This is a genomic window from Pirellulaceae bacterium, assembly GCA_029243025.1.
GTDB lineage: Bacteria > Planctomycetota > Planctomycetia > Pirellulales > Pirellulaceae.
The window spans coordinates 116,839-136,257 of record JAQWSU010000056.1 but is presented as its reverse complement, the minus strand read 5'-3'; the positions used below and the strand labels follow the sequence as shown (position 1 = coordinate 136,257).

Sequence of the window (19,419 nt, the reverse complement as noted above, 5' to 3'; positions counted from 1 at the left end):
ATGTCCATTAAAAGTCGTCGTTGAGCGATTCAAGCAGGTGGTCGCTTAGGTCCTTCAATCGGGAATCCAATTCAAAGTTGGCAAACTCATTGTCAGCGAAGATCAGGTCCCGACTTTGTAGTTCCAGATTTGTCGTGCCCCTTTCGCTTGGTTCATTTGATATTGGCACATTTGATGTTGGCTCGGTGAGGATAACCTCTTCGCGTAGATCTCTTGTCGTCTCGGTCGGCAACGTAGCAGCAAGGGTGCTCGAGATTGCTGCACTAGCCGCCGCTGGTTGTTCATAGACGCCACTCTGGAAACTCTTCACCAGGTCGGCGGTAGTGAAGTCGCCGTCACTATTCCAATCACCATCCGACCAGGTGGAATTGCCCATGACGTCATCTTCGTACTCGCCGGCCTGAAACGCGTTGACTAAGTCACTTGAGTCAAATCTTCCATCCAGATTCGCATCACCATAAAAAGTGCCGAGGATATTCAGGATCAGAATGTCCAAATCATCAAGATTGACCGTTCCATCCGCCGACAGATCAAATGCAAGATCTTCCGATGATCCCTTAATGGCCTCCGAGAGAAGATTGACGTCAACGATCGTCACGTCACCGTTCGCGTCGAAGTCGCCGGGGACGCTGACGGCAACGACGTCGATTGTTACCCTGACTGCATCACTTTCGAGCGTGCCATCATAAACCAAGTAACGGAACGAATCTTCTCCTCCCATCGTATTGGTGTACGTAAAGGAACCATCCGGATGTAAGGTCAGTGTGCCGTTCGTTACATTGTCGGCAAGTATGGTTGTAAGGTCGCTGTTGTCGGTATCCGTGTCGTTGGCGAGTAGCCCTGGGCTGCTGACTGTTAGAGTCTCTTTCGACGAAACAGAATAACTGTCAGGCAAGGCCACTGGTGCGTCGTTGACGGGCTGGATGGTGAGGGTGACGGTCGCAGTGTCCGTTTTTCCAAGATTGTCATCCACTTGGTAGGTGAACGAGTCCGTTAGGGTTTCGCTGCCATCATGTTGGTAAATGAAAGAGCCGTCAGGATTTAGTTGAAGCGTACCTCGAGTCGTGGGGTTCACGAGCGTAGCATTGAGCTGATCACCATCTGGGTCAGAATCGTTGTCCAGTAGTCCGGGAGCGATGACCTCCAGCGTTGCACCTTCGGCAGTTGTGAAATTGTCGTTGACACCAACGGGTGCGTCATTGACTGGCTGAATGTTTAAATTGACAGTTGCAGTTTGCGTGCCGCCGTTTCCATCGTTGGCACGGTAGACAAAGCTGTCACTCAGCGTTTGGCTGCCGTCATGTGTATAGGAGAAGCCACCCTCTGGGTTCAACACTAACAAGCCAGATTCTGGGGGTGTGACGACCGTTGCAGTCAACGGATCGCCGTCCGGATCCTGATCGTTTTCAAGAACTCCCGGACTGCTAATGATTAAAGTGTCTCCTTCGGGCACGGAGAAGGAGTCGTTATCCGTGACTGGCAGGTCATTAACAGGCAAAACGTCAATCGCGACTGTTCCTGTATCGGTTCCACCTGCTCCATCGGATACTCGATAGGTAAACTGATCACTGGTTGTCTCTCCACCGTGATGTGAGTAGGTAAAGGAGCCATTCGACATAAGTGTTAAGGAGCCGTTGCTGGTTGTGGTCAATAAGGTGACATTTAGAGTGTCTCCATCTTGATCCGTGTCATTTTCGAGCACTCCCGGACCCGTCACATCGAGCGACTCCCCCTCGTCGACAGAATACTGGTCGTCCCCGGCGACGGGGTCGACGTTGACGGTCATTTCTCCCGTGCCTGGCGAGGGCGTTGCCGCCTCCCAGCTTGTGTTGAAGTCTCCGAAGGAGATTGTCGCGTTACGATGTAAGGATTTTCCTTGTCCATCAGCTGCTGTGGGCCAGGGGGAATCGTCTTCGTAAACGACTCGATCGACTAAAACAAACCCGAGGCCCAGTTGTTGTAGATCTTCAGGCCGTTCCAGTTCGAGCCGTTCTCCGCCATTGTCGAGTACGCCGGAGTAGGGGCCAATCAGGACAGCGTTAGGATTCATTCCATGGATATCACGGAAGGCATCCCTTTTTGCTGTTTCAACCTGCGGATCAAATCTCACTAAAGTGATTCTTTGTCCGTTCGCCAGCACGGAATTTTCAGGGAATTGGAAGTCGACGGCATTGTTGAGTCGCCAGTGGCTGATGTCGGCAGGGCTACCGCTATTATTCACTACCTCGACAAACTCGAGTTCGTCGCGTGGGATATTGGGCGAATCAGTCTCGGCTGGATGGTAATGAACTTCTCCGAGATAGATGTCGCTCAGCAAGGGTCCGCTGTTGGCTGCGCCGAGCGTGTTGGACTGCATTGGAAACAGGCGTTTGTCCCCATTTGGCCACAATCCGAGGGCGACCCCATTTGGGGTTGCTCCAAATTCGGCATGGTCGGCAAACCGAATTGGTTTTCCGTTGAGATCTGCAGAAATTAGCCAAGCATCATCCGATTCCTGTCCTTTGAAGCCAAAGCCCAGCTGGGTTTCGTCAACGATCAAGTAACCGTTGGCGGGAATAATATCGCTGATGATATTCAGTTGGTATGCAAAGTAGTTCGAGTTGTTGTCGCTGATGTACCACCCGCCCAAATTCAACGTTGCATCAGTCGTGTTGTGCAATTCCACCATGTCGATTTGGGGTAGATCGGTGTGGGTTAGAATCTCATTGATGACCACATCTCGAATTGGGCCGGTCCCGGTTAACCCGGGCGAGCCACCGAATTCATTGCTTGATCGCCAGTCACCACCAACGTTGTAATCGATGTTGTTGTTGGTCACTTCGAGGGTGGAGCCGTTCCCGTCGGCCCTGCCTGGCCAATTTCCACCGTCGTTGTATTCAAATTGTTGAATGACGGTCCCTTGAGCATCGACAAGCGTCAGTAGTTCGCCTGAGTTGCTCAATGCTTGTTCGAAGGTGCCAGTGCCAATTGGCATCTCGGCGTGATCTGCGATGCGCACCGAATTTCCGTATCGGGAGACAAACGCTGTCCGATTACGAGCAACGACAATGTGTTCTCCGGGAGCTAATGTTTGAGTAGCGAATTTGAATTCAATGCCTTCACTTTTTCCCTCGTTGTCAGCGAGTACAAAGGCGACATCAGTCAAATCGATTCGTTCGGAGCTCTTGTTGACTAATTCCACGAATTCAAATTGATCATTGTCGACGTCAATGTCTCCGAATTGAGTCAGCGCGGCGTGAGGGTTGTAGTTGATTTCGGTGATTACGAGATTGTCAGCTGTGGCGGGTGTATCGATCAAAAAATTGGCCACATTCAACGGGCTCCACTCGCTACCGTTTCGAACACGAGCGTTCATGACAGTCGTTTGTGTGAGGTTCAGATCAAGCCCATCGAAATTAATTGCGTTGGGGTTGATTTCGCCACCAGGAAGTCGTGGATCAGAGCCGTCGGTCGTGTAGAAAATGTTTCCGTTGCCCGTATTGAAACTGCCACCTTCCAGTCTTAGATCGAAACTGATGTCACTACTGGAGGCATTCGCTTGATGAATCTCAACGGCGAATACATTGTTTCCGTTATTTAATTGCGACACATCAACATCGAATTCATAGAAGGTGGATTCATCGCCGCCACCGGCCACACCTGCTGCAAAGTCGTCGTAACTTGCGCTGCCGGCAGACATGTTGCTGCGTGCGATTTCCTGCCCGTTCAGGTAGACAATCGCACCATCATCACGTTGGATTCCCAGTCGCAGTGTTTGATAATTGTTGGGATCGGTAACGTTAAATGATTGGCGAAAGTAAGTGGTTCGATGTTTGTTCTGTGAATTCGATCCATAGCTTACGACGGTGGCTTCGTCGCCATCTCCATAACCTAATTGGGCGTTACCCGTCTTCCAGTTGGCGTCATTGAAGTTGGACGCGCGCCAGGCCGTACCTTGGTTGGAACCGTCATCGAGGTATTTCCAGACGGTTCCTGCTGGAAGGATATCGTCAAAGGTTGTGGCACCTGACGAAAAGAGCGAAACGTCGTCAGTGTTCTCGATTCGGCCACTTAATTGCGGAGTACCGTTGACCGTAAATCCTGGAGGCGTGGCATCGGAGTACCAGTCTTGGCTACGTAATTGATCGAGAAAGACGGAGGAGCGGTTATCGATGAAGGAGTTGACACTGTTGATCGCGTTTTGCCAGTCGTTTTTTGTGTAGGGTGAGCTTCGTTTGGCATCGCCCCAGCGGGCTGACTCGGCAATGATTGCCTGATCGAATTCAGCCGCTCGCGAATTGATCACGCCTTTCGCTTGATCGGGTGTGAGCAAGCCGTCGTTGAAGAGATGTGTATAGACGCGATCAGCGAACTCTTGGCGGTATTCGGTGTTGGTGTTTGCCAATTGCTCGTGCATCCAATGCGGATTGAAGTAACGGAAATCCGAGCCACCCGTTGTGAGCGGCGTGACCATGTTATAGTTTGCGCCGGCTGCATTACCTCGGTCTAGCGAGTGTTCTGAATCATGTTCAAAGAACTTAAATCCGTCGGGTGATTCGCGATTGAAAACGGTGAAATAGTTGTTGATTCGCGGGCGTGTGAATTTTGATCCAGGGCCATCTGCATCGCTGGTGTAATAGGTCAGGATCATGTAATCGATGAGATTTTCGACATCGAGCAATCGTTCGTAGGCCGGATTGATAGTTCCGTCGGAATTCAATCCTTGAGCTTTCCAGTAGTCGCTCATCTTTGCGTCACTCAAGCCGCCCGCTTGGTAGAAGTAGTTGGCCAGACGTTGATAGGCTTGTGTGTTACCATCGGTTGCTTCGTTCTGATAGCCACCGCTGGAGCCGGTTGATTTGACGACATCGTAATCATCTGCGTCACCGCCCAGATAAGACTCGGCAAAATTTGCCTCCGGTCGCTCTTCGGTTTGATACAGGCCCCAATACTGGCCGTTGATATACAAGTGATAAAAGCGACTACGCGTGTAGGCGTGTCCCATTTCACCCTGCAGGTCACGGGAAAATACATCGCGGACGAACGCATTGCTGCCGCTGCCTTGGAAGGCCCAAGAATAGTTTTGCGTCGTGCGTAAATCGAATTTCTTGAAGTCGTCGACACCTTCTTCGCCAAACAGCGGGAAATTTAGCCTGTTCTCGCCGTACTCGTCGCGAAAGAACAAACGAAAAGCGTGTTTGGGATTGCCTCCACTGCGGCTGAAACCACCGCGGATTCGGAGTCCCGCGTTAATCTGAAAATTCTGTGATTCATCCGGATTGATCAGCTCCAGCGAAATCTCTCGCTCCCACGCTTTGCCATGGTTGCCGGCGTGTGTGTAGATTCCCTTCGAGCTACCAAGCAAATCGTCAATGTCCATCACAATCGACATCGATGGAACCTGTTTCAAGGCCGATTCTAGTTGAGGCCCCCAGGTTCCACTGTTCACAATTGTGGGATCCATTCCGTAGTCGAGTGTTTGGCCGTTGATGTTTGTGGAACTGGGGAAGCCGGCCGGCGGATTGCCACTCTGTGACTGCAATAAAATATCTTCAACGAACAGATAGGTTGCCGTTTCGACATTCGAGGGGTCGAGCCCGTTCTTGAACGCGCGACTGCGTAAAGTTGTCGTTCCACTGATGGTGATGGGAGCCGTGTAAACGGTACCGTTACTTTCGGTTGGTTCTGTACCGTCCACCGTATAGCGGATGGTGGTACCTGCCGTTGCCGCGGCAATCGTCAATTGAAACGGGACGTCATAAAAACCATGGGAATGACTCAATTCGATTTCGTCAATTAAGAAACCAGCGACACCAGTTGCTGAATTGAAACTGCCTGGTGTGGGTTCAGTGAAGTAGACCTCCGCCGACTCATTGACACTCACTTCGGCTAATTCGCTAATCGAAAGGAATTCGTCACTATCGATGGAATCGTTGAGTGCGTGAATCGCCAGGATATTGATGGTGTTCGCTGTTAGTAGACTCAACTGCGCAGAGATATCAATGTCCTCGATCAACAACGCGTCATTGTCACTACGATCCGATGTTGCCGTCGAGTTGTAACTTACGTTGGCAGGCGCGTTTCGCCGAGCAACCTCAACACCGTTCAGATAGGCAACAAACCCATCGTCGTAACGCATGCGAAGCGATAATGAATCAAGGTTCTCAACGTTTTGAGGGAGAAATGGGATTCGAACGTAGGCACCGCTGGCTGTGTCATACATGCTCGCCAGCACGTCTGTCTCGATCACCCCCGAAAAGCCTGTTGAAACCGTATCCGAACCCGGAATAGTTTCAACAACGAGGCCGCCGTTTGCCACATCGCCAATCAGATCGAACGCGTTGGAATTAAAGGTGGAATAAGACCCTTGGGCAGCAAATAATTCGACTTCCGCGCCGCCGCCTCGTTCGAAAAATACGAGCTCGATTGTATGGGCCCCGGCACTCAGATTTGTTTGGCCGAAACGATTTTCCGGAGCATGAAGTGAGTCATCATCGATGACAAGGTTATCGTCAATCCAGACGCGAACACCATCATCGCTATTGGTGCCAAATGTCCAAGTCCCGGAAGACGGAATAAAGACGGTACCGGTCGCTCGCAGGGCAAAGTCATTGTCATCTCCGCCTTGATCATTGGGGAATAGATCAGGATCGCCATAATTACCGAGTCCGCCGCCACCACCTGGATCTTGGAAATTGACAACCGGGGCAATGGTCGTGGTTTCGCTTTGCACACCTGATCCGGCGAGAACCATTTCAGCGCCGGCGATATTGGTGATTTGTCCCGTGGAATGCGCGTCATGGACGGTAAAGCCGGGAACCGATTGTTCGTAGCCAACAGCGTTTGTTCCGCTCGTCCAGCTTCCGTCAGAAAAACCAATGGTTGTCCAACTGTTTCCAAGGCTTCCGTCTGTTGGGTAAAACAAACGGGTGGTGTTGCCACTTTCGACCAGCGAATTGACGGTTACGCTTTGACCGATTCCGTAGGAAATGTCAGCTGCCAAACTGGGAAAGGCGGTGGTGAATTGAGATGCGATTTCGAAGCCTTGCGACGCGTTCGAGTCGTCATGGGTCAAAGCCAGAAATTCGCCATTGCGACTAAGCTTGAAATTCGTATGGAGTTCCCCGCCGGGGGGCGAGCGATCTTTTCCGGACGCATGGACCAGCAGGAAGTTCCCAGCGGCCAACGTCTGGTTGGGAAAACTCCATTTGTCCAATTCCGTTTGGTTATCGGTGAGATGCCAGCCTTCCAGCGCGATGTCCTCCGTGCCACTGTTATAGACTTCGATCCAGTCGGAAGAGTCACCATCTTCGTCGACGAGGGTTGTATTGTTGTCGGCCATGAACTCCGAGATCATCAGGTCCCCTGCCAAAAGCTGCCTCGCTTCCAGGGATTCCAAGCTAAATCGGTTTCGACGACCTCGCCGATATTTGGAGCCTAACTGCATTACGTTCGCCTTATCACGACGGAAGCTTTGTCGCTTCGAGGTAAATTTGATTTGAAAGCGGCCCTGGTCAGAACGACTGTGAAAACAGCGGAACTGTTCCTTGAAGAAAAGATGAAAACGAGTGCCCTCACTCGATCTTCATCTCAAATGGGAGAAATGGCAAGGAAACAGCGTACGTCGGACCGAGCTTTGCCGATGGCAATGCTCAAGATCTGAAATGTGAGGTCCGTCAGAATGTTGGCGAGGGGATGTGGAATGTGAAAAGTAAAAAAAAACTAGCACCTGGAGCCATGGGATTTTCGGTGGCTCCTGATCGGAAGAATGATGCAGCCGGAAAATGTGACAGGTTGGGAGTTACAAATCGTAACGAATCGAGAGAATTTCAAATTTGAGTGTTCCGCGGGGGACTTCGATTTCCGCTTTCTCACCAACCTTTTTACCGATTAATCCTTGGCCCACCGGACTGGTGCAAAGAATCTTTCCGGAATCGTAATCTTCTTCGCCGGCACCAACGAGGGTGTATTCTTCTTCATCGTCGTAGTCGAGATCCTTGACGACGACGGTCGCCCCAAACGCCACTTCATCTTTCGGCATTTTGGAAGGGTCGATTATGCTGGCGCAGGAGAGCTTGCCACGGAGCTGATTGATCTTGGCTTGCATCATCCCTTGGGATTCGCGTGCGCCGTGATACTCAGCGTTCTCCTTGAGATCACCTTCCGCTCTTGCCTCAGCCAGCCGCTTGAGGATTTTCGGCATCTCGTCATTTTCGAGACGTTCGGCTTCGGCTTTAATTTTGTTGTAACCCGTACGGGTCATGGGGATGATGTCTGACATCGCAAGTTTCCTCAGTTGCGAAAAAAAGGACGGTCTTCAAAGCGAAGACCGTCTTCGGAATCTTTTTCCTCGCCAATCACAGAACTAATCGACGATGTTTTTCATTTTGTGCCAGGCTCGAGCAGATGTAAAGATCATCGTTGATTTTGGCTTAGGCACTCGAAGCGTGATCCTCGGGTAAATACATGAGGCAGCCACAATGTTTACAAAAAACAGCTTGGGAGAGCATCAATTCATTGAGTGTTTGGGTGGTGATGGTGGTGAAACAACCACCACAGCATTCGCCATCGAGGGGTGCGAGCCCTTCGTCGCCTCGTTTTTTGATAATCCGTTGGTAGTCGAGCTTTAGGTCGCCTGGCAGCTGGTCTTCTGCTGTTCCGAGCTCTTTGGAGAGGCGTGCGAGATCGTTCTCGAGACTTTCCCGTTCGGTATCGACCCGGGCGCGAATGGCATTCAGTTCATTTTGCCCGTTTTCCAGAGCCCCGACCGCTTCGGTGACTTTTTTCTGATGTTCGGTAACTTTGTCGAACAGTTCCAGGATTTCGTCCGAGAGAACGCTGTTAGCCTGTTCGTCAGCGGCAATTTGTTCAATAAACGCTTGATATTCACGATTGCTGCTGCAGCTATTGAGCTTCGTTCTGATGTCTGAGATACGACCCTCACGTTCCTTGAGCTGTAGCTCCTTTGAGTCAGCAGACATCCTGGTTTTTGTAGCCTGCTCTTTTGCTGCAGTAACCCTAGCTTCTAGTTGCTCTACATTTGTTTCGCCAATCCGGATCTGTCTCGGTCCGCCTTCGAGTCGGGAGCGAAGGTCCGAAAGTTGTCGAAGAATCCGATGCAGTTCTCGGAGCGCAGTTGCCGATACGGACATGGCTCAAGAATTCCTTCTCTCGTGTGACCCATCTAGGGAAGTGATATTTTATCGCGATAAGGGACTGAGTGACAATTGGGCTTTGCCGGCGATGGCCCCACCAGAATCACCGAACGTCTTGCCTGCGGACAGATCTACCGGCCTGACGCGTCGATTTTTTGAGGCGATTTACCGAAAGCCTTTGCCACCGTCGCGGAAATGGCTCTTGCTCACCTCTCCATTATACGCAGCGCAAAAAAGAAGCCGCCAGTCCCTCAACCGACGGCTTGTGGAAATTGCTGAGTTCTTAATCGGCGATTGCCTTCATGAAGCCCTCGAGTTGTTGGCTGCGAACCGGGTGTTGGAGCTTGCGGACCGCCTTGGCTTCGATTTGTCGAACTCGCTCACGAGTCACTTTGAAAATTCGTCCGACCTCCTCCAGCGTGTAAGTGTAGCCGTCTCCGAGCCCGTAACGGAGGCGGATGATTTCCCGCTCACGGTAAGTCAGTGTTTTCAGAAGTCCCTCGATTTTCTGTCTAAGAATGCCGTTGGAAGCGTTTCGGACAGGGCTGTCAGAGGTATGATCCTCAATGAATTCGCCGAATGACGCATCTTCGCTGTCGCCTACGGGGCGATCGAGGCTGACGGGATGTCGGCCGATGTCGAGCACTCTTCTCGCTTCATCCACCGTCAAACCGGCTCGATCTGCGATCTCGGAGGTCGTCGGTTCCCGCCGCTTTTCCTGTAATAATTGCTTCTGAATATTTCGAAGTTTTGAGAGAACGTCGATCATATGGACAGGAATTCGAATCGTGCGAGCTTGATCGGCGATCGCTCGAGTAATTGCCTGTCGAATCCACCAGGTTGCATAGGTGGAAAACTTAAATCCACGCCGGTACTCGTATTTATCAACGGCTCGCATCAGCCCCGTATTTCCTTCCTGAATCAGGTCGAGGAAGCTGAGGCCGCGGTTGCGATATTTTTTGGCGATGGAGACGACGAGTCGAAGATTTCCATTGGAAAGTTCTCGTTTGACTTGTTCATACAGCTCAAACTCCGAGCGGAACCGATCGCATTTTTCTCCCAAGCTGCGGGGGCTCTCCTGGGTTAACACCATTAAGTCCCGTAGCTCTCGGCGTAAATTTGCCCGCTCGTCCTTGGTGCTGGAATCGACAGGGAGTACTTCCAGCCGATTTTTGATTTGGAACATTCGCTGGGAGTATTCTTCCAGTTGACGCATGAGCGGCTGGACCCGTCGTGTACGCAGACTCAGTTCTTCAGCCAGTTGGAGGCATTTGCGTCTTCGCCGGATGAATCGTAAGCGAATCAACGATCGTTCTTGCGGGGGAGTGGAGCGAGCGATGATTCGCTTGAAGTCAGCCTCGTTTTGCTGCATCAAGTGATTCAGGGTCGCCAAATTATGTGGCATCCGAGCGGTGATCTGTTCTTTCGTGAGCTGCTCGGTCAGTGAGACTTTGATTGTCCGGTCGAAGGGGAGTTCTCCCTTGTGGACGCGGGACAACGTCTCGACCGTTTGCTTCAGCGCAAAGTCACTGCTGAGTACCGTACGTCGAAATCGTTTTCGTGAAACTTCGATCTTTTTTGCCAGCGAGATTTCTTCTTCGCGGGAAAGCAGCGGTATGTGAGCCATCTGACTCAAATACATCCGAATCGGATCGCTATCCATCTTGCGGAAATCTTCGGCCGGAGCAGTGGCCTCGGCCTCTTTTTTATCCTTGGCGGCCTGCACCTGTTCCGCGGAGGGTCCTGGCCTTACTTTGTCGAACTTGGGCTCAGGTGCTTTCTCGACGAGTTTGATTCCTTTTTCGTCGAGTGCAAAGAGAAGATTGTCAAGCTTTTCAGGATTGACATCTTCGTCGGGAAGATACTTGTTTACCTCATCGTAGGTTAGGAACCCTCGGTCTTTCCCCTTCGTGATAATTTCATGCAGTTCGGTATCGAGATACGTCACGTGCCACATCCTCCTGCGCCTTCTTGCGCTCTAAGGACATCGACGATTCGAACGCGGTTTCCGCCCCCCAGCTTGCGGGCTGCTGGACGAGCGTTCGATTGGTTTGGGTGTGCAACTCATCCGTGAGCGCTGAATCACCAAACCACTGGGTTTTTTCGAGAAGCCAAGGTTCACTCCACGCAGGGAAAAACGACGAGGCTTGTCTAAATGTTGTTTTCCTTTGCTCCGAATTGGAACTAGCTGTCGATCAACTCTTGCCTCTTGCGAAGCATGTCCTTGAGCAAATCCATCGCTTGATCTTGATCCAAATTAGACGATTCAAGAGCAGCTTGCCCTTGTCGTAATGTGTCTTCTAGTTGACGCCGTTCGAACACTTTGATCAGGTCACTCACTACGTCTGCTGGTTCGGATATATTCTTGCTTGCAGCAGCTTCGTCCAAAGTCACTAACAATGTTTTTACCTCTGGCTCGTCAAACGACAATAGCAACCGCTCAAAGGTTGGAGTTACATTGGCCGTTTGAAGCTGTTCAAACCTTGTAAAAATGAGTTTGGCAATGTCTGAAGTCAACTGGTCGGCGCGAATTGCTTCTAGCACTGATGGCACTGCTTCCGGATGCCGTAATAGCAATTCCAATAACTCTTGTTCAACCGGTTGGAGTTGGTAAGAGCGCGCAATCGGTGTTTCCATCGGTTTGTCAGGTGAATTTAAACGCGGACGCTGTTGCTGGCGAGCATCGTGTAAGCGATCACGCAGCTGACTTTCTTCGATTTGAAATTGTCGCGAGAGTCGGTTTAACAGCTGCTGTTCTCGTAGGCGTTGTGCGGTATCCGCTTGAGTACCTGGAGCTTTTGCCATCACGGCGAGTAAGGATTCCAAGGCCCGGTTGGCTCGATGGGTGTCGCGAATCGGATCCAGCCCCGCTGTTTCGAGCGTGATCTTGTGGTCCCAGGCATCTTGAGAGGAGTCTAGCAGTGCTTGCAATGCTGCTGCGCCTTGATCGATCACAAAATCGCACGGATCAAGTCCGGCCGGAAGAGTGGCAATTCTGAGGTCGACTTGGCTGGTGACGAACAAGTCGAGAATCTCATTGGTGCGTCGTTGCCCGGCCGTATCGCCGTCCAACAGCAACGTGATGCTGTCCGCGTAGCGTTTGATTAGCTGAATGTGTCGCGGCCCCAACGCGGTTCCCAGCACGGCCACAACGTTCTCAAAGCCGTGTTGTTGTACGATCACGACATCGGTGTAGCCTTCGGTGATCACAATTGAACGTTGTTTGGTGATAGCGTCGCGAGCCAGGTCGAGGCCGTACAGTTGTTCGCTTTTGGAGAATAAGCGGGTTTCGGGAGAGTTGATGTACTTGGCCGTTTTGTCATCGGTGAGTTCAGGTAAGATCCGTCCACCGATTGCGATGGCACGACGCTGTGTGTCGCGAATTGGAAAGAGAACTCGACCTCGAAATCGGTCGTACCAATTGTTGGTGCGTTGGCTCTTCAAAATTAAACCAACCGCTTCCAATACCTGCGGTGAGAAGGGCGTAACTTCAGCTCGCGTCAGTAGCCAGCGCCAATCGGGAGGTGAAAATCCAATTTGGAATTGCGCGATGCTTTCTGAGGTGATGTGTCGCTGTTGGAGATATTCACGTGCAGTCGCGGCTTCTTTTGACTCAAGCAGGTAGCGATGAAATTGTTCCGATGCCCAGGCCATTGCCTGGTAAAGCGTTTGTTTGTCATCGGGACTGCCGGGGGCCGGTTGAGGGTGATTGGACGCTTGTAGGGAGATACCGGCCCGTTCGGCCAGCATGGCCAATGCTTCGCGAAAGCCGACGCCCTCTCGTTGCATCACGAAACTAAATGCATCACCGCCTACGTCGCAGACCCAGCATTTCCACGTCTGTCGCTCCGGGTTGACTTGGAGGCTGGGGCGTGAATCGTTGTGCCAGGGGCAAAGTCCGACAAAACCTTGTCCTTGTCGGATTAATTCAATCTGCTCGCCGACTAGCTCGCAAATATCAACCGATTGGCGAACGCGTTCCTTGAGGTCTTCAGATCCTGCAAAAGACACCGGCAGCTCCTGTGGCATGAATGGGGAGAAAGCCCCTTGCTGGTCACGACGTGAGAATTCGTCCATGAATTCCACCCGATTAGGCCGGTTCTGGTGATGCCCAGCGAAGTGCCTTCCATAGCACCCCGGCGAATTATAAAGATTGGCAGATAAGGGTCAACACGATCCATTGGGCTCGTGAATCCTTGTCACCATCCATAGCAAGTCGCGACCGTAGAGGCTAGCACTCAGAGGGAAAAGTTGTTGCGATTCGATGGGCGGCGTCCGGTGAGATGCCGCAAATCGGCCCAAAACGGAGCAAAGCTGTTATTCTGAGTCGGGGCCATTGGTGGCCCAACGTTGGAAAAAAAAGTTGGAAGCGTTTTGATGGTATTTTTCACAAATCGAGTCAGCCCAATGACTTGGAAGTTACGCCCGGATTAGGCTTGGCCTGAATTTTACTTGAAATTCCACTCTTAAAATGAGATAATCCCAGCGTCGTAATTCGGCCCCACCTGGACCCCCACCGCTTTGCCTTCACGAGGAAGGAGACCTCAAGCATGCTATCGCGTCATTGGGCGATCACCCATTCACTTGTTTTGATCAGTATGGCTCTTTTGACCCCGTTGCTCCGGGCGGAAACGTCTGAGGGCAAAACAGCTAACGAAGCAATCGTTGAGTTGCGGGTTGAAACTGGACGCGAACCGGGCGAAGTCGCGGTGATCGCGGGACGGGACGGTTCTCAACAGTTGGTCGTGACCGCGATGACCGCGGATGGTGAGCAATTGGATTACACGCGCCGTGTAACTTACTCCACCTCATCGGCGGGATTGGTCGAAGTGGACTCCGCTGGGCACGTGACGCCTCTGTTAGAGGGTGAACTCACGGTGACGGCACGGACTTCCGAAGGGATCTCGGCTTCAGCGATTTTACGGGTCGAGCACTTCAGCGACGATCTACCTCTTAATTTTGCCAACGACGTCGTTCCCTTATTCACCAAGCACGGCTGCAATGGCGGAGGCTGCCACGGAAAGGCGAGTGGTCAAAATGGATTTCGGCTGAGCCTGTTGGGATTTGAGCCGATCGAAGATTTTGAGTTCTTGACGAAGGAAGGGCGGGGTCGACGACTGTTTCCGGCCGCGCCGCATCGCAGTCTTCTATTAATGAAGGCAACAGGCGAAGCGCCTCATGGGGGAGGGCAACGAATTGAACCGGATTCGCCTCCCTATCGTGTTTTGCATCGTTGGGTGGCTCAGGGGATGCCGTACGGGAAGGATTCTGACCCGGTGCCAGTCGGCATTGATGTGTTTCCGAAGAAACGAACGATGCAAGCCAACGCCGAGCAGCAGATTATCGTGATTGCGCACTATTCGGATGGAAGCTCACGCGATGTGACCCGCATGGCTCAGTTGGAGTCAAACGATGTGGAAATGGCCGAAGTGACCCCCTCTGGGCTGGTGGAAACACAGCAACAAACGGGTACCGCCGCAGTCATGTGCATTTTTCAAGGTCACGTTGATGTGTTTCGTGCCACGCTCCCACTAGGCGTGCCAGTCTCTGATCTGCCCGAACCGTCCGGTTATGTGGATGAACTTGTATTTGCTCAATTGGAAGAACTCGGTTTACCTCCTTCTGAATTGTGCGACGATCCAACCTTTTTACGTCGGGCAACGATCACGATTGCCGGACGAGTTCCGACGCTGAAGGAAGCGACCGAATTTGCTGCCGATTCGTCAGCCGACAAGCGAGTGCGTCTTGTTAATCGGTTATTGGACAGCAATGATTACGCGCATAACTTTGCCACGAAATGGGCCGCTATTCTTCGGAATAAACGAGGTAATGACGCCGATAAACGAGCGACGTATGCCTTCTACCATTGGATTCGGGATCGACTCATCGAAAATCAACCCTACGATGACTTCGTTCGTGACATCATTGCCGCGTCTGGCGAAGTAAGTATTCATCCACCGGTAGCTTGGTATCGGGAGGTACGGGATCAAGCATCCTTAGTGGAGGACACGGCTCAGTTGTTTCTCGGTATGCGGATTCAATGTGCCCGATGCCATCATCATCCGTTTGAAAAATGGAGCCAGCGTGACTATCACAGTTTTTCCGCCTTCTATTCACGCGTGGGGCGGAAAAAGAGTGAGTTCAAGAATCAAGATCGTATCGTGCATAAGCAGGGCAAAGCGACTGCGAAGAATCCCAAAACGGGTGAGTCGTTGCTCCCGACAGGCCTCGATGCTGAGCCGAGTGAAATCTCGCCACTGGATGACCCCCGACACGTCCTTGTTGATTGGATGACGCAACCGAACAATCCATTCTTTGCCAAGGCGCTGGTCAATCGCTACTGGAAACATGTCTTTGGACGCGGCCTTGTCGATCCAGAAGACGACATGCGCGTCACGAATCCCGCGTCGAATCCTCGCTTGTTAGATGCCCTGGCGGAAGATTTTGTCGCTCATGGCTACGATCTCAAGTATCTGATGCGGACGATTTGTTCGTCGAAGACTTTTCAGTTGAGTGCTGAGCCCAACGAGTACAACCAAAAGGACAAGCAAAACTACTCTCGTTATTACCCCAGTCGACTGAATGCAGAAATTCTCTTGGACGCAATTGACCAGATGACTGGCGTGCAAACCACGTTTCCTGGTGTGCCCGTTGGAACTCGTGCGTTCGAACTTCCCGATAGTGGTTTCGATTCTTATTTCCTGACCGTTTTCGGACGTCCTGAATCAAGTAGCGCTTGTGAATGTGAGCGGTCATCTGATGCCAGCTTGGCGCAAAGTCTGCATCTGTTGAATTCAAAAGACATTCTCGGCAAAGTTTCTTCGGACGCGGGCCGCGCCGCCAAGATGGTGGAAGATAAGCGGTCCCTCGATCAGCGAATTCAAGAAATGTACCTGATCGCGTTTTCCAGGCAGCCTGATGCCGATGAGATGCGGATCGCTTCCGAATACATCCAATCCAAAGACAACTCGCGAGAAGGATTTGAGGACATTGTTTGGGCGTTAATTAACACCAAGGAGTTCCTTTTTAATCATTGATCGGACAAATCATCGGATGGAGAAGAAACGGAAGAATGCCTCGTTGCTATCTGAAATCGACGAGCGGGGCGTTAGCTGCTAAGCCTGAGGAGAAATCGACAAGGACCGTTTAGCTGCAAGTCCGACAAGTGGGCATCGAAATCACGACCGGCATTCCACACCATCATGCAAAATTACAGGTTTTTCCAACGATGAACAGTTCCTGGTTGCCGTGTTTTGCCCTCGTGCTGACAGTTTGCACAACTTCGTTAGCCCAACTCCCCAATCCCACACTCAATCAGATCTTTCCGCCTGGAGCCGCCGTTGGCGGGAATCAGTCGGTCACCGTAGCAGGTCGGGATCTCGATGAAGGGACCCATTTGCTCTTTTCGCATCCCGGTATTACGGGTACGGCGCGGACAAATGCGCCGGGGGAATTTGATGCCAAACCCGTGCTGATTCCAAATCAGTTTGACGTGGAAGTTTCGGAAAACGTACCACCAGGCCGCTATGATGTTCGAGTCGTCGGCCGCTTTGGGGCTTCGACGCCTCGAAGCTTTCACGTCGAAACGAATGTCGTGGTTTTGGAAGCTGGACAGAATAAATCAGTGGAAACGGCCCAGGCTTTGCCTGTTGATCAAGCTCTCTTTGGTCGAGCCGACTCGAATACGGTTGATTTTTTTCGCTTCGAGGCAAAGCAAGGTCAGTCCGTGGTGATCGACTGCCGGACCCGTTCGATCGATTCAAAGTTGCAACCTGTACTGACCATTTATGATTCGTCCGGAAAGCAACTCCGCCGAAGTCGAGAGGTCGTGGATCCGGTTGTGCAGTTTACGGCGCCGGCCGACGGAAGTTATCTGCTTGGTTTGCACGATCATGTGTTTGCTGGCGGAGCCGATCACTTCTACCGCGTTGAGTTGCGAACTCAACCTTTTATTGCAGCTGTGATTCCGCCGGTAAGCGAACCGGGGAAATCCGGCACCTTTCGATTGCTCGGAACCAATCTGCCCGATGGTCAAGAATCAGAATTCAAATTGGGAGCGTTGCCCTTGCAACAGCAAACAATCCGAGTCTATGTACCGCCGGCGAACGCTGCGAACTTCAGTTCGGCAGTGGGTGAGGCAAGGAGCCACGAGCAATCCGACTTTGTTTTTCAATGGGATAGCCCCCAAGGACTCTCAAATCCAGTCCGGATCGGCCGCGCCGAATTGCCCGTGACAATTGAGCAAGGCGACAATAACTTGCCGACGAAGGCTCAAGAGGTCCAAATTCCGACTGAATATGTGGGACAGTTCTACCCGCGACGTGACCAAGATTGGGTTGCTTTTCGGGTGGAGAAGGGCAAGCGTTATCAGATTCGTGTCATTAGTAATCGGCTGGGGTTGGCCACAGACCCGGAGATTTATGTGCAGAAGGTCTCGCAGGATGCAAAAGGCGACGAGCAGGTGAGCCAAGTCTCGACCCAGGATGATGCGAGCTTTGATCAAAACCGTTACCGTCTTAAGCTTCCTCGCGCTCTGGATGTTGCCCATCAAGATCCTGAGGTTAGCTTTACCGCTGATCAGGATGGATTTTATCGGGTGGGTGTGCGTGATCTTTATGGAGGTTCACGCGATGATCCCCGACTTAATTATCGTCTGCAGATTCGTCCGCAGACGGAGAGCTTTCAGCTGATCGCATGGACGCAGCGACAAGCGGTTGATAATGACAAAAAAATCGAGGCAGCGAGTGCGACTCTACGCCGTGGAGGAAACCTGTCCGTTTATGTCGATGCGATCCGGCGCAATGGGATGGCGGGAGCGATTAAGCTGCGCGTCGAGGGTTTGCCCGTTGGAGTCACCGCAGAAACCTCAGCGATCGAGGCGGCACAGAATCATGGGATTCTAATGCTCCACGCGACAAAGGACGCGCCAGCATGGACCGGTGCGATTCAGATCGTGGGAGAGGCTGAAATTGGCGACCAAAAGCTGGAAAGAACGGCCCGCGCTGCCGTCCTCCTGGCCGACACGGGCGATGTCCAAAACAGCCGCCCTCCTTCTCGGTTGATGCACGATTTTGTCCTCGCCGTGCCGGCGGATGATCCTGCTCCCATCGTCGTAACGATGGGGCAACGGCTGATTGAGACGAGTCGGGGTGCAAAAGTTCAAATTCCGCTCGAATACGATAAGGCAGCGACCGTTAAAGGGGAATTGTCATTGGCGGCGATTGTTGACTCCAATGAGATCAAGCCCCAAGAGCTTAAGCTGGCTCCTGACTCCAAAGAAGGCAAGTTGGAGTTGGCTCTGAATAGTGAGAAAGTTCCGTTGGGAACCCACACGTTTTTTATGCGTGGAAAGGTCAAAATCGATTATGCCAGAAACGCCTCTGCGATCGAACAGGCGGAACAAGATCGGAAGGATTTCGAGCAAGTGCTCGCAAAACTAGCGACTGATGAAAAAGGCTATTCAACCGAATTGGCCACCGCAGAAAAGCATGTCGCGGATCGAGCCGAGCAGCTCAAGCGATTTGATGGTGTGCAGCAATCAGCGAATTCGGCTCTCGCGGCGGCCGTCGCCGCTGCTAAAACGGCGACCGAACAAGTGAAGCTATTTCACGCAGCAGCAAGCTCTAGTGGGAGTGATCAAGACCTTGCCCAGATCGTGGATCAGGCTCAAGCCGCGGCCAATCAGTCGCTTGGGCAGTTGAACAGTGCTAAGTCCGCCTTGGAGCAAGTTTCTCAGCGATTGTCAGAGGTTCAAACGCAATTAGAGCTCGCTCGGAAAGATGTTCCCCGAGTGAAAAAGCTGCGCGACGCAGTTGTAGAAAAACGTAAGCGAGCTGAGGCTCATAAACAAACGCTTGACAAACGCGTCGAAGAACAGAAGAAAAACCTCGGGGTAAAAGAGGTGAATGCTTGGGTCGATTCGACACCGGTTACCCTGGAAATTCACAAATCGCCGGTCACGACGACTTTGTCTTCGAGCGATTTGACCATGCAGCCTGAGGCAACCGCTGAGCTTCCCATTTCCATCGCTCGACGGTTTGGCTTTGCTGATTCTGTTCAAATCGAAATGGCTCTGCCCGATGCCGTGAAAGGTGTTTCCGTGGAACCACTCATTCTGCCGAAGGATCAGACGAGTGGCGTCATCAAAATTGCTTTGCCCAAGGATGTGGCAAAGGGAGATCACCGCTGCCAAATTAAAACAAAGCTCAAGTTTAATGACCTGAATATTGAAGATGAAACTTCTTTGGTTTTACACATCCAATAGGGACTTGTTGGAAAGCAATCC

7 protein-coding genes are annotated in these 19,419 nt (G+C 51.8%); 2 read left to right on the top strand and 5 right to left on the bottom strand.

Annotated features, from left to right (window positions below; all coding sequences use genetic code 11):
- Positions 1 to 7: 7 nt before the first annotated feature.
- From P8N76_27945 to dnaG, 5 genes are all read right to left on the bottom strand, one after another.
- Positions 8 to 7,426 carry an Ig-like domain-containing protein gene (locus P8N76_27945; GenBank protein MDG2385534.1) on the bottom strand — a complete coding sequence of 2,473 codons (7,419 nt, stop codon included), beginning with the start codon at positions 7,424 to 7,426 and terminating at the stop codon, positions 8 to 10.
- 354 nt (positions 7,427 to 7,780) lie between these two features.
- On the bottom strand, positions 7,781 to 8,260 hold the full coding sequence (greA, locus tag P8N76_27940; GenBank protein ID MDG2385533.1) for a transcription elongation factor GreA: 480 nt from the start codon (positions 8,258 to 8,260) through the stop codon (positions 7,781 to 7,783).
- Positions 8,261 to 8,411: 151 nt separating this feature from the next.
- Entirely contained in the window at positions 8,412 to 8,960 is a 549-nt protein-coding gene (locus P8N76_27935) for a phospholipase (protein ID MDG2385532.1), read from the bottom strand.
- A 457-nt stretch (positions 8,961 to 9,417) separates the two neighbouring features.
- The gene (locus P8N76_27930) at positions 9,418 to 11,082 is read right to left on the bottom strand and encodes a sigma-70 family RNA polymerase sigma factor (protein ID MDG2385531.1); all 1,665 of its coding nucleotides are present in this window, start codon (positions 11,080 to 11,082) and stop codon (positions 9,418 to 9,420) included.
- Positions 11,083 to 11,318: 236 nt separating this feature from the next.
- Positions 11,319 to 13,211 carry a DNA primase gene (gene dnaG, locus P8N76_27925; protein MDG2385530.1) on the bottom strand — a complete coding sequence of 631 codons (1,893 nt, stop codon included), beginning with the start codon at positions 13,209 to 13,211 and terminating at the stop codon, positions 11,319 to 11,321.
- A 473-nt stretch (positions 13,212 to 13,684) separates the two neighbouring features.
- On the opposite strand from dnaG, the gene P8N76_27920 reads away from it, so the two are divergent.
- On the top strand, positions 13,685 to 16,171 hold the full coding sequence (locus P8N76_27920) for a DUF1553 domain-containing protein (protein MDG2385529.1): 2,487 nt from the start codon (positions 13,685 to 13,687) through the stop codon (positions 16,169 to 16,171).
- Between the two features lie 191 nt (positions 16,172 to 16,362).
- Entirely contained in the window at positions 16,363 to 19,398 is a 3,036-nt protein-coding gene (locus P8N76_27915) for a pre-peptidase C-terminal domain-containing protein (protein MDG2385528.1), read from the top strand.
- The last annotated feature ends 21 nt before the right edge of the window (positions 19,399 to 19,419 follow it).

Coding starts and splice junctions, on each gene's coding strand:
- P8N76_27945 (MDG2385534.1), bottom strand. CDS start 7,426: ATGCAGTTAGGCTCCAAATATCGGCGAGGTCGTCGAAACCGATTTAGC.
- greA (MDG2385533.1), bottom strand. CDS start 8,260: ATGTCAGACATCATCCCCATGACCCGTACGGGTTACAACAAAATTAAA.
- P8N76_27935 (MDG2385532.1), bottom strand. CDS start 8,960: ATGTCTGCTGACTCAAAGGAGCTACAGCTCAAGGAACGTGAGGGTCGT.
- dnaG (MDG2385530.1), bottom strand. CDS start 13,211: ATGGACGAATTCTCACGTCGTGACCAGCAAGGGGCTTTCTCCCCATTC.
- P8N76_27920 (MDG2385529.1), top strand. CDS start 13,685: ATGCTATCGCGTCATTGGGCGATCACCCATTCACTTGTTTTGATCAGT.
- P8N76_27915 (MDG2385528.1), top strand. CDS start 16,363: ATGAACAGTTCCTGGTTGCCGTGTTTTGCCCTCGTGCTGACAGTTTGC.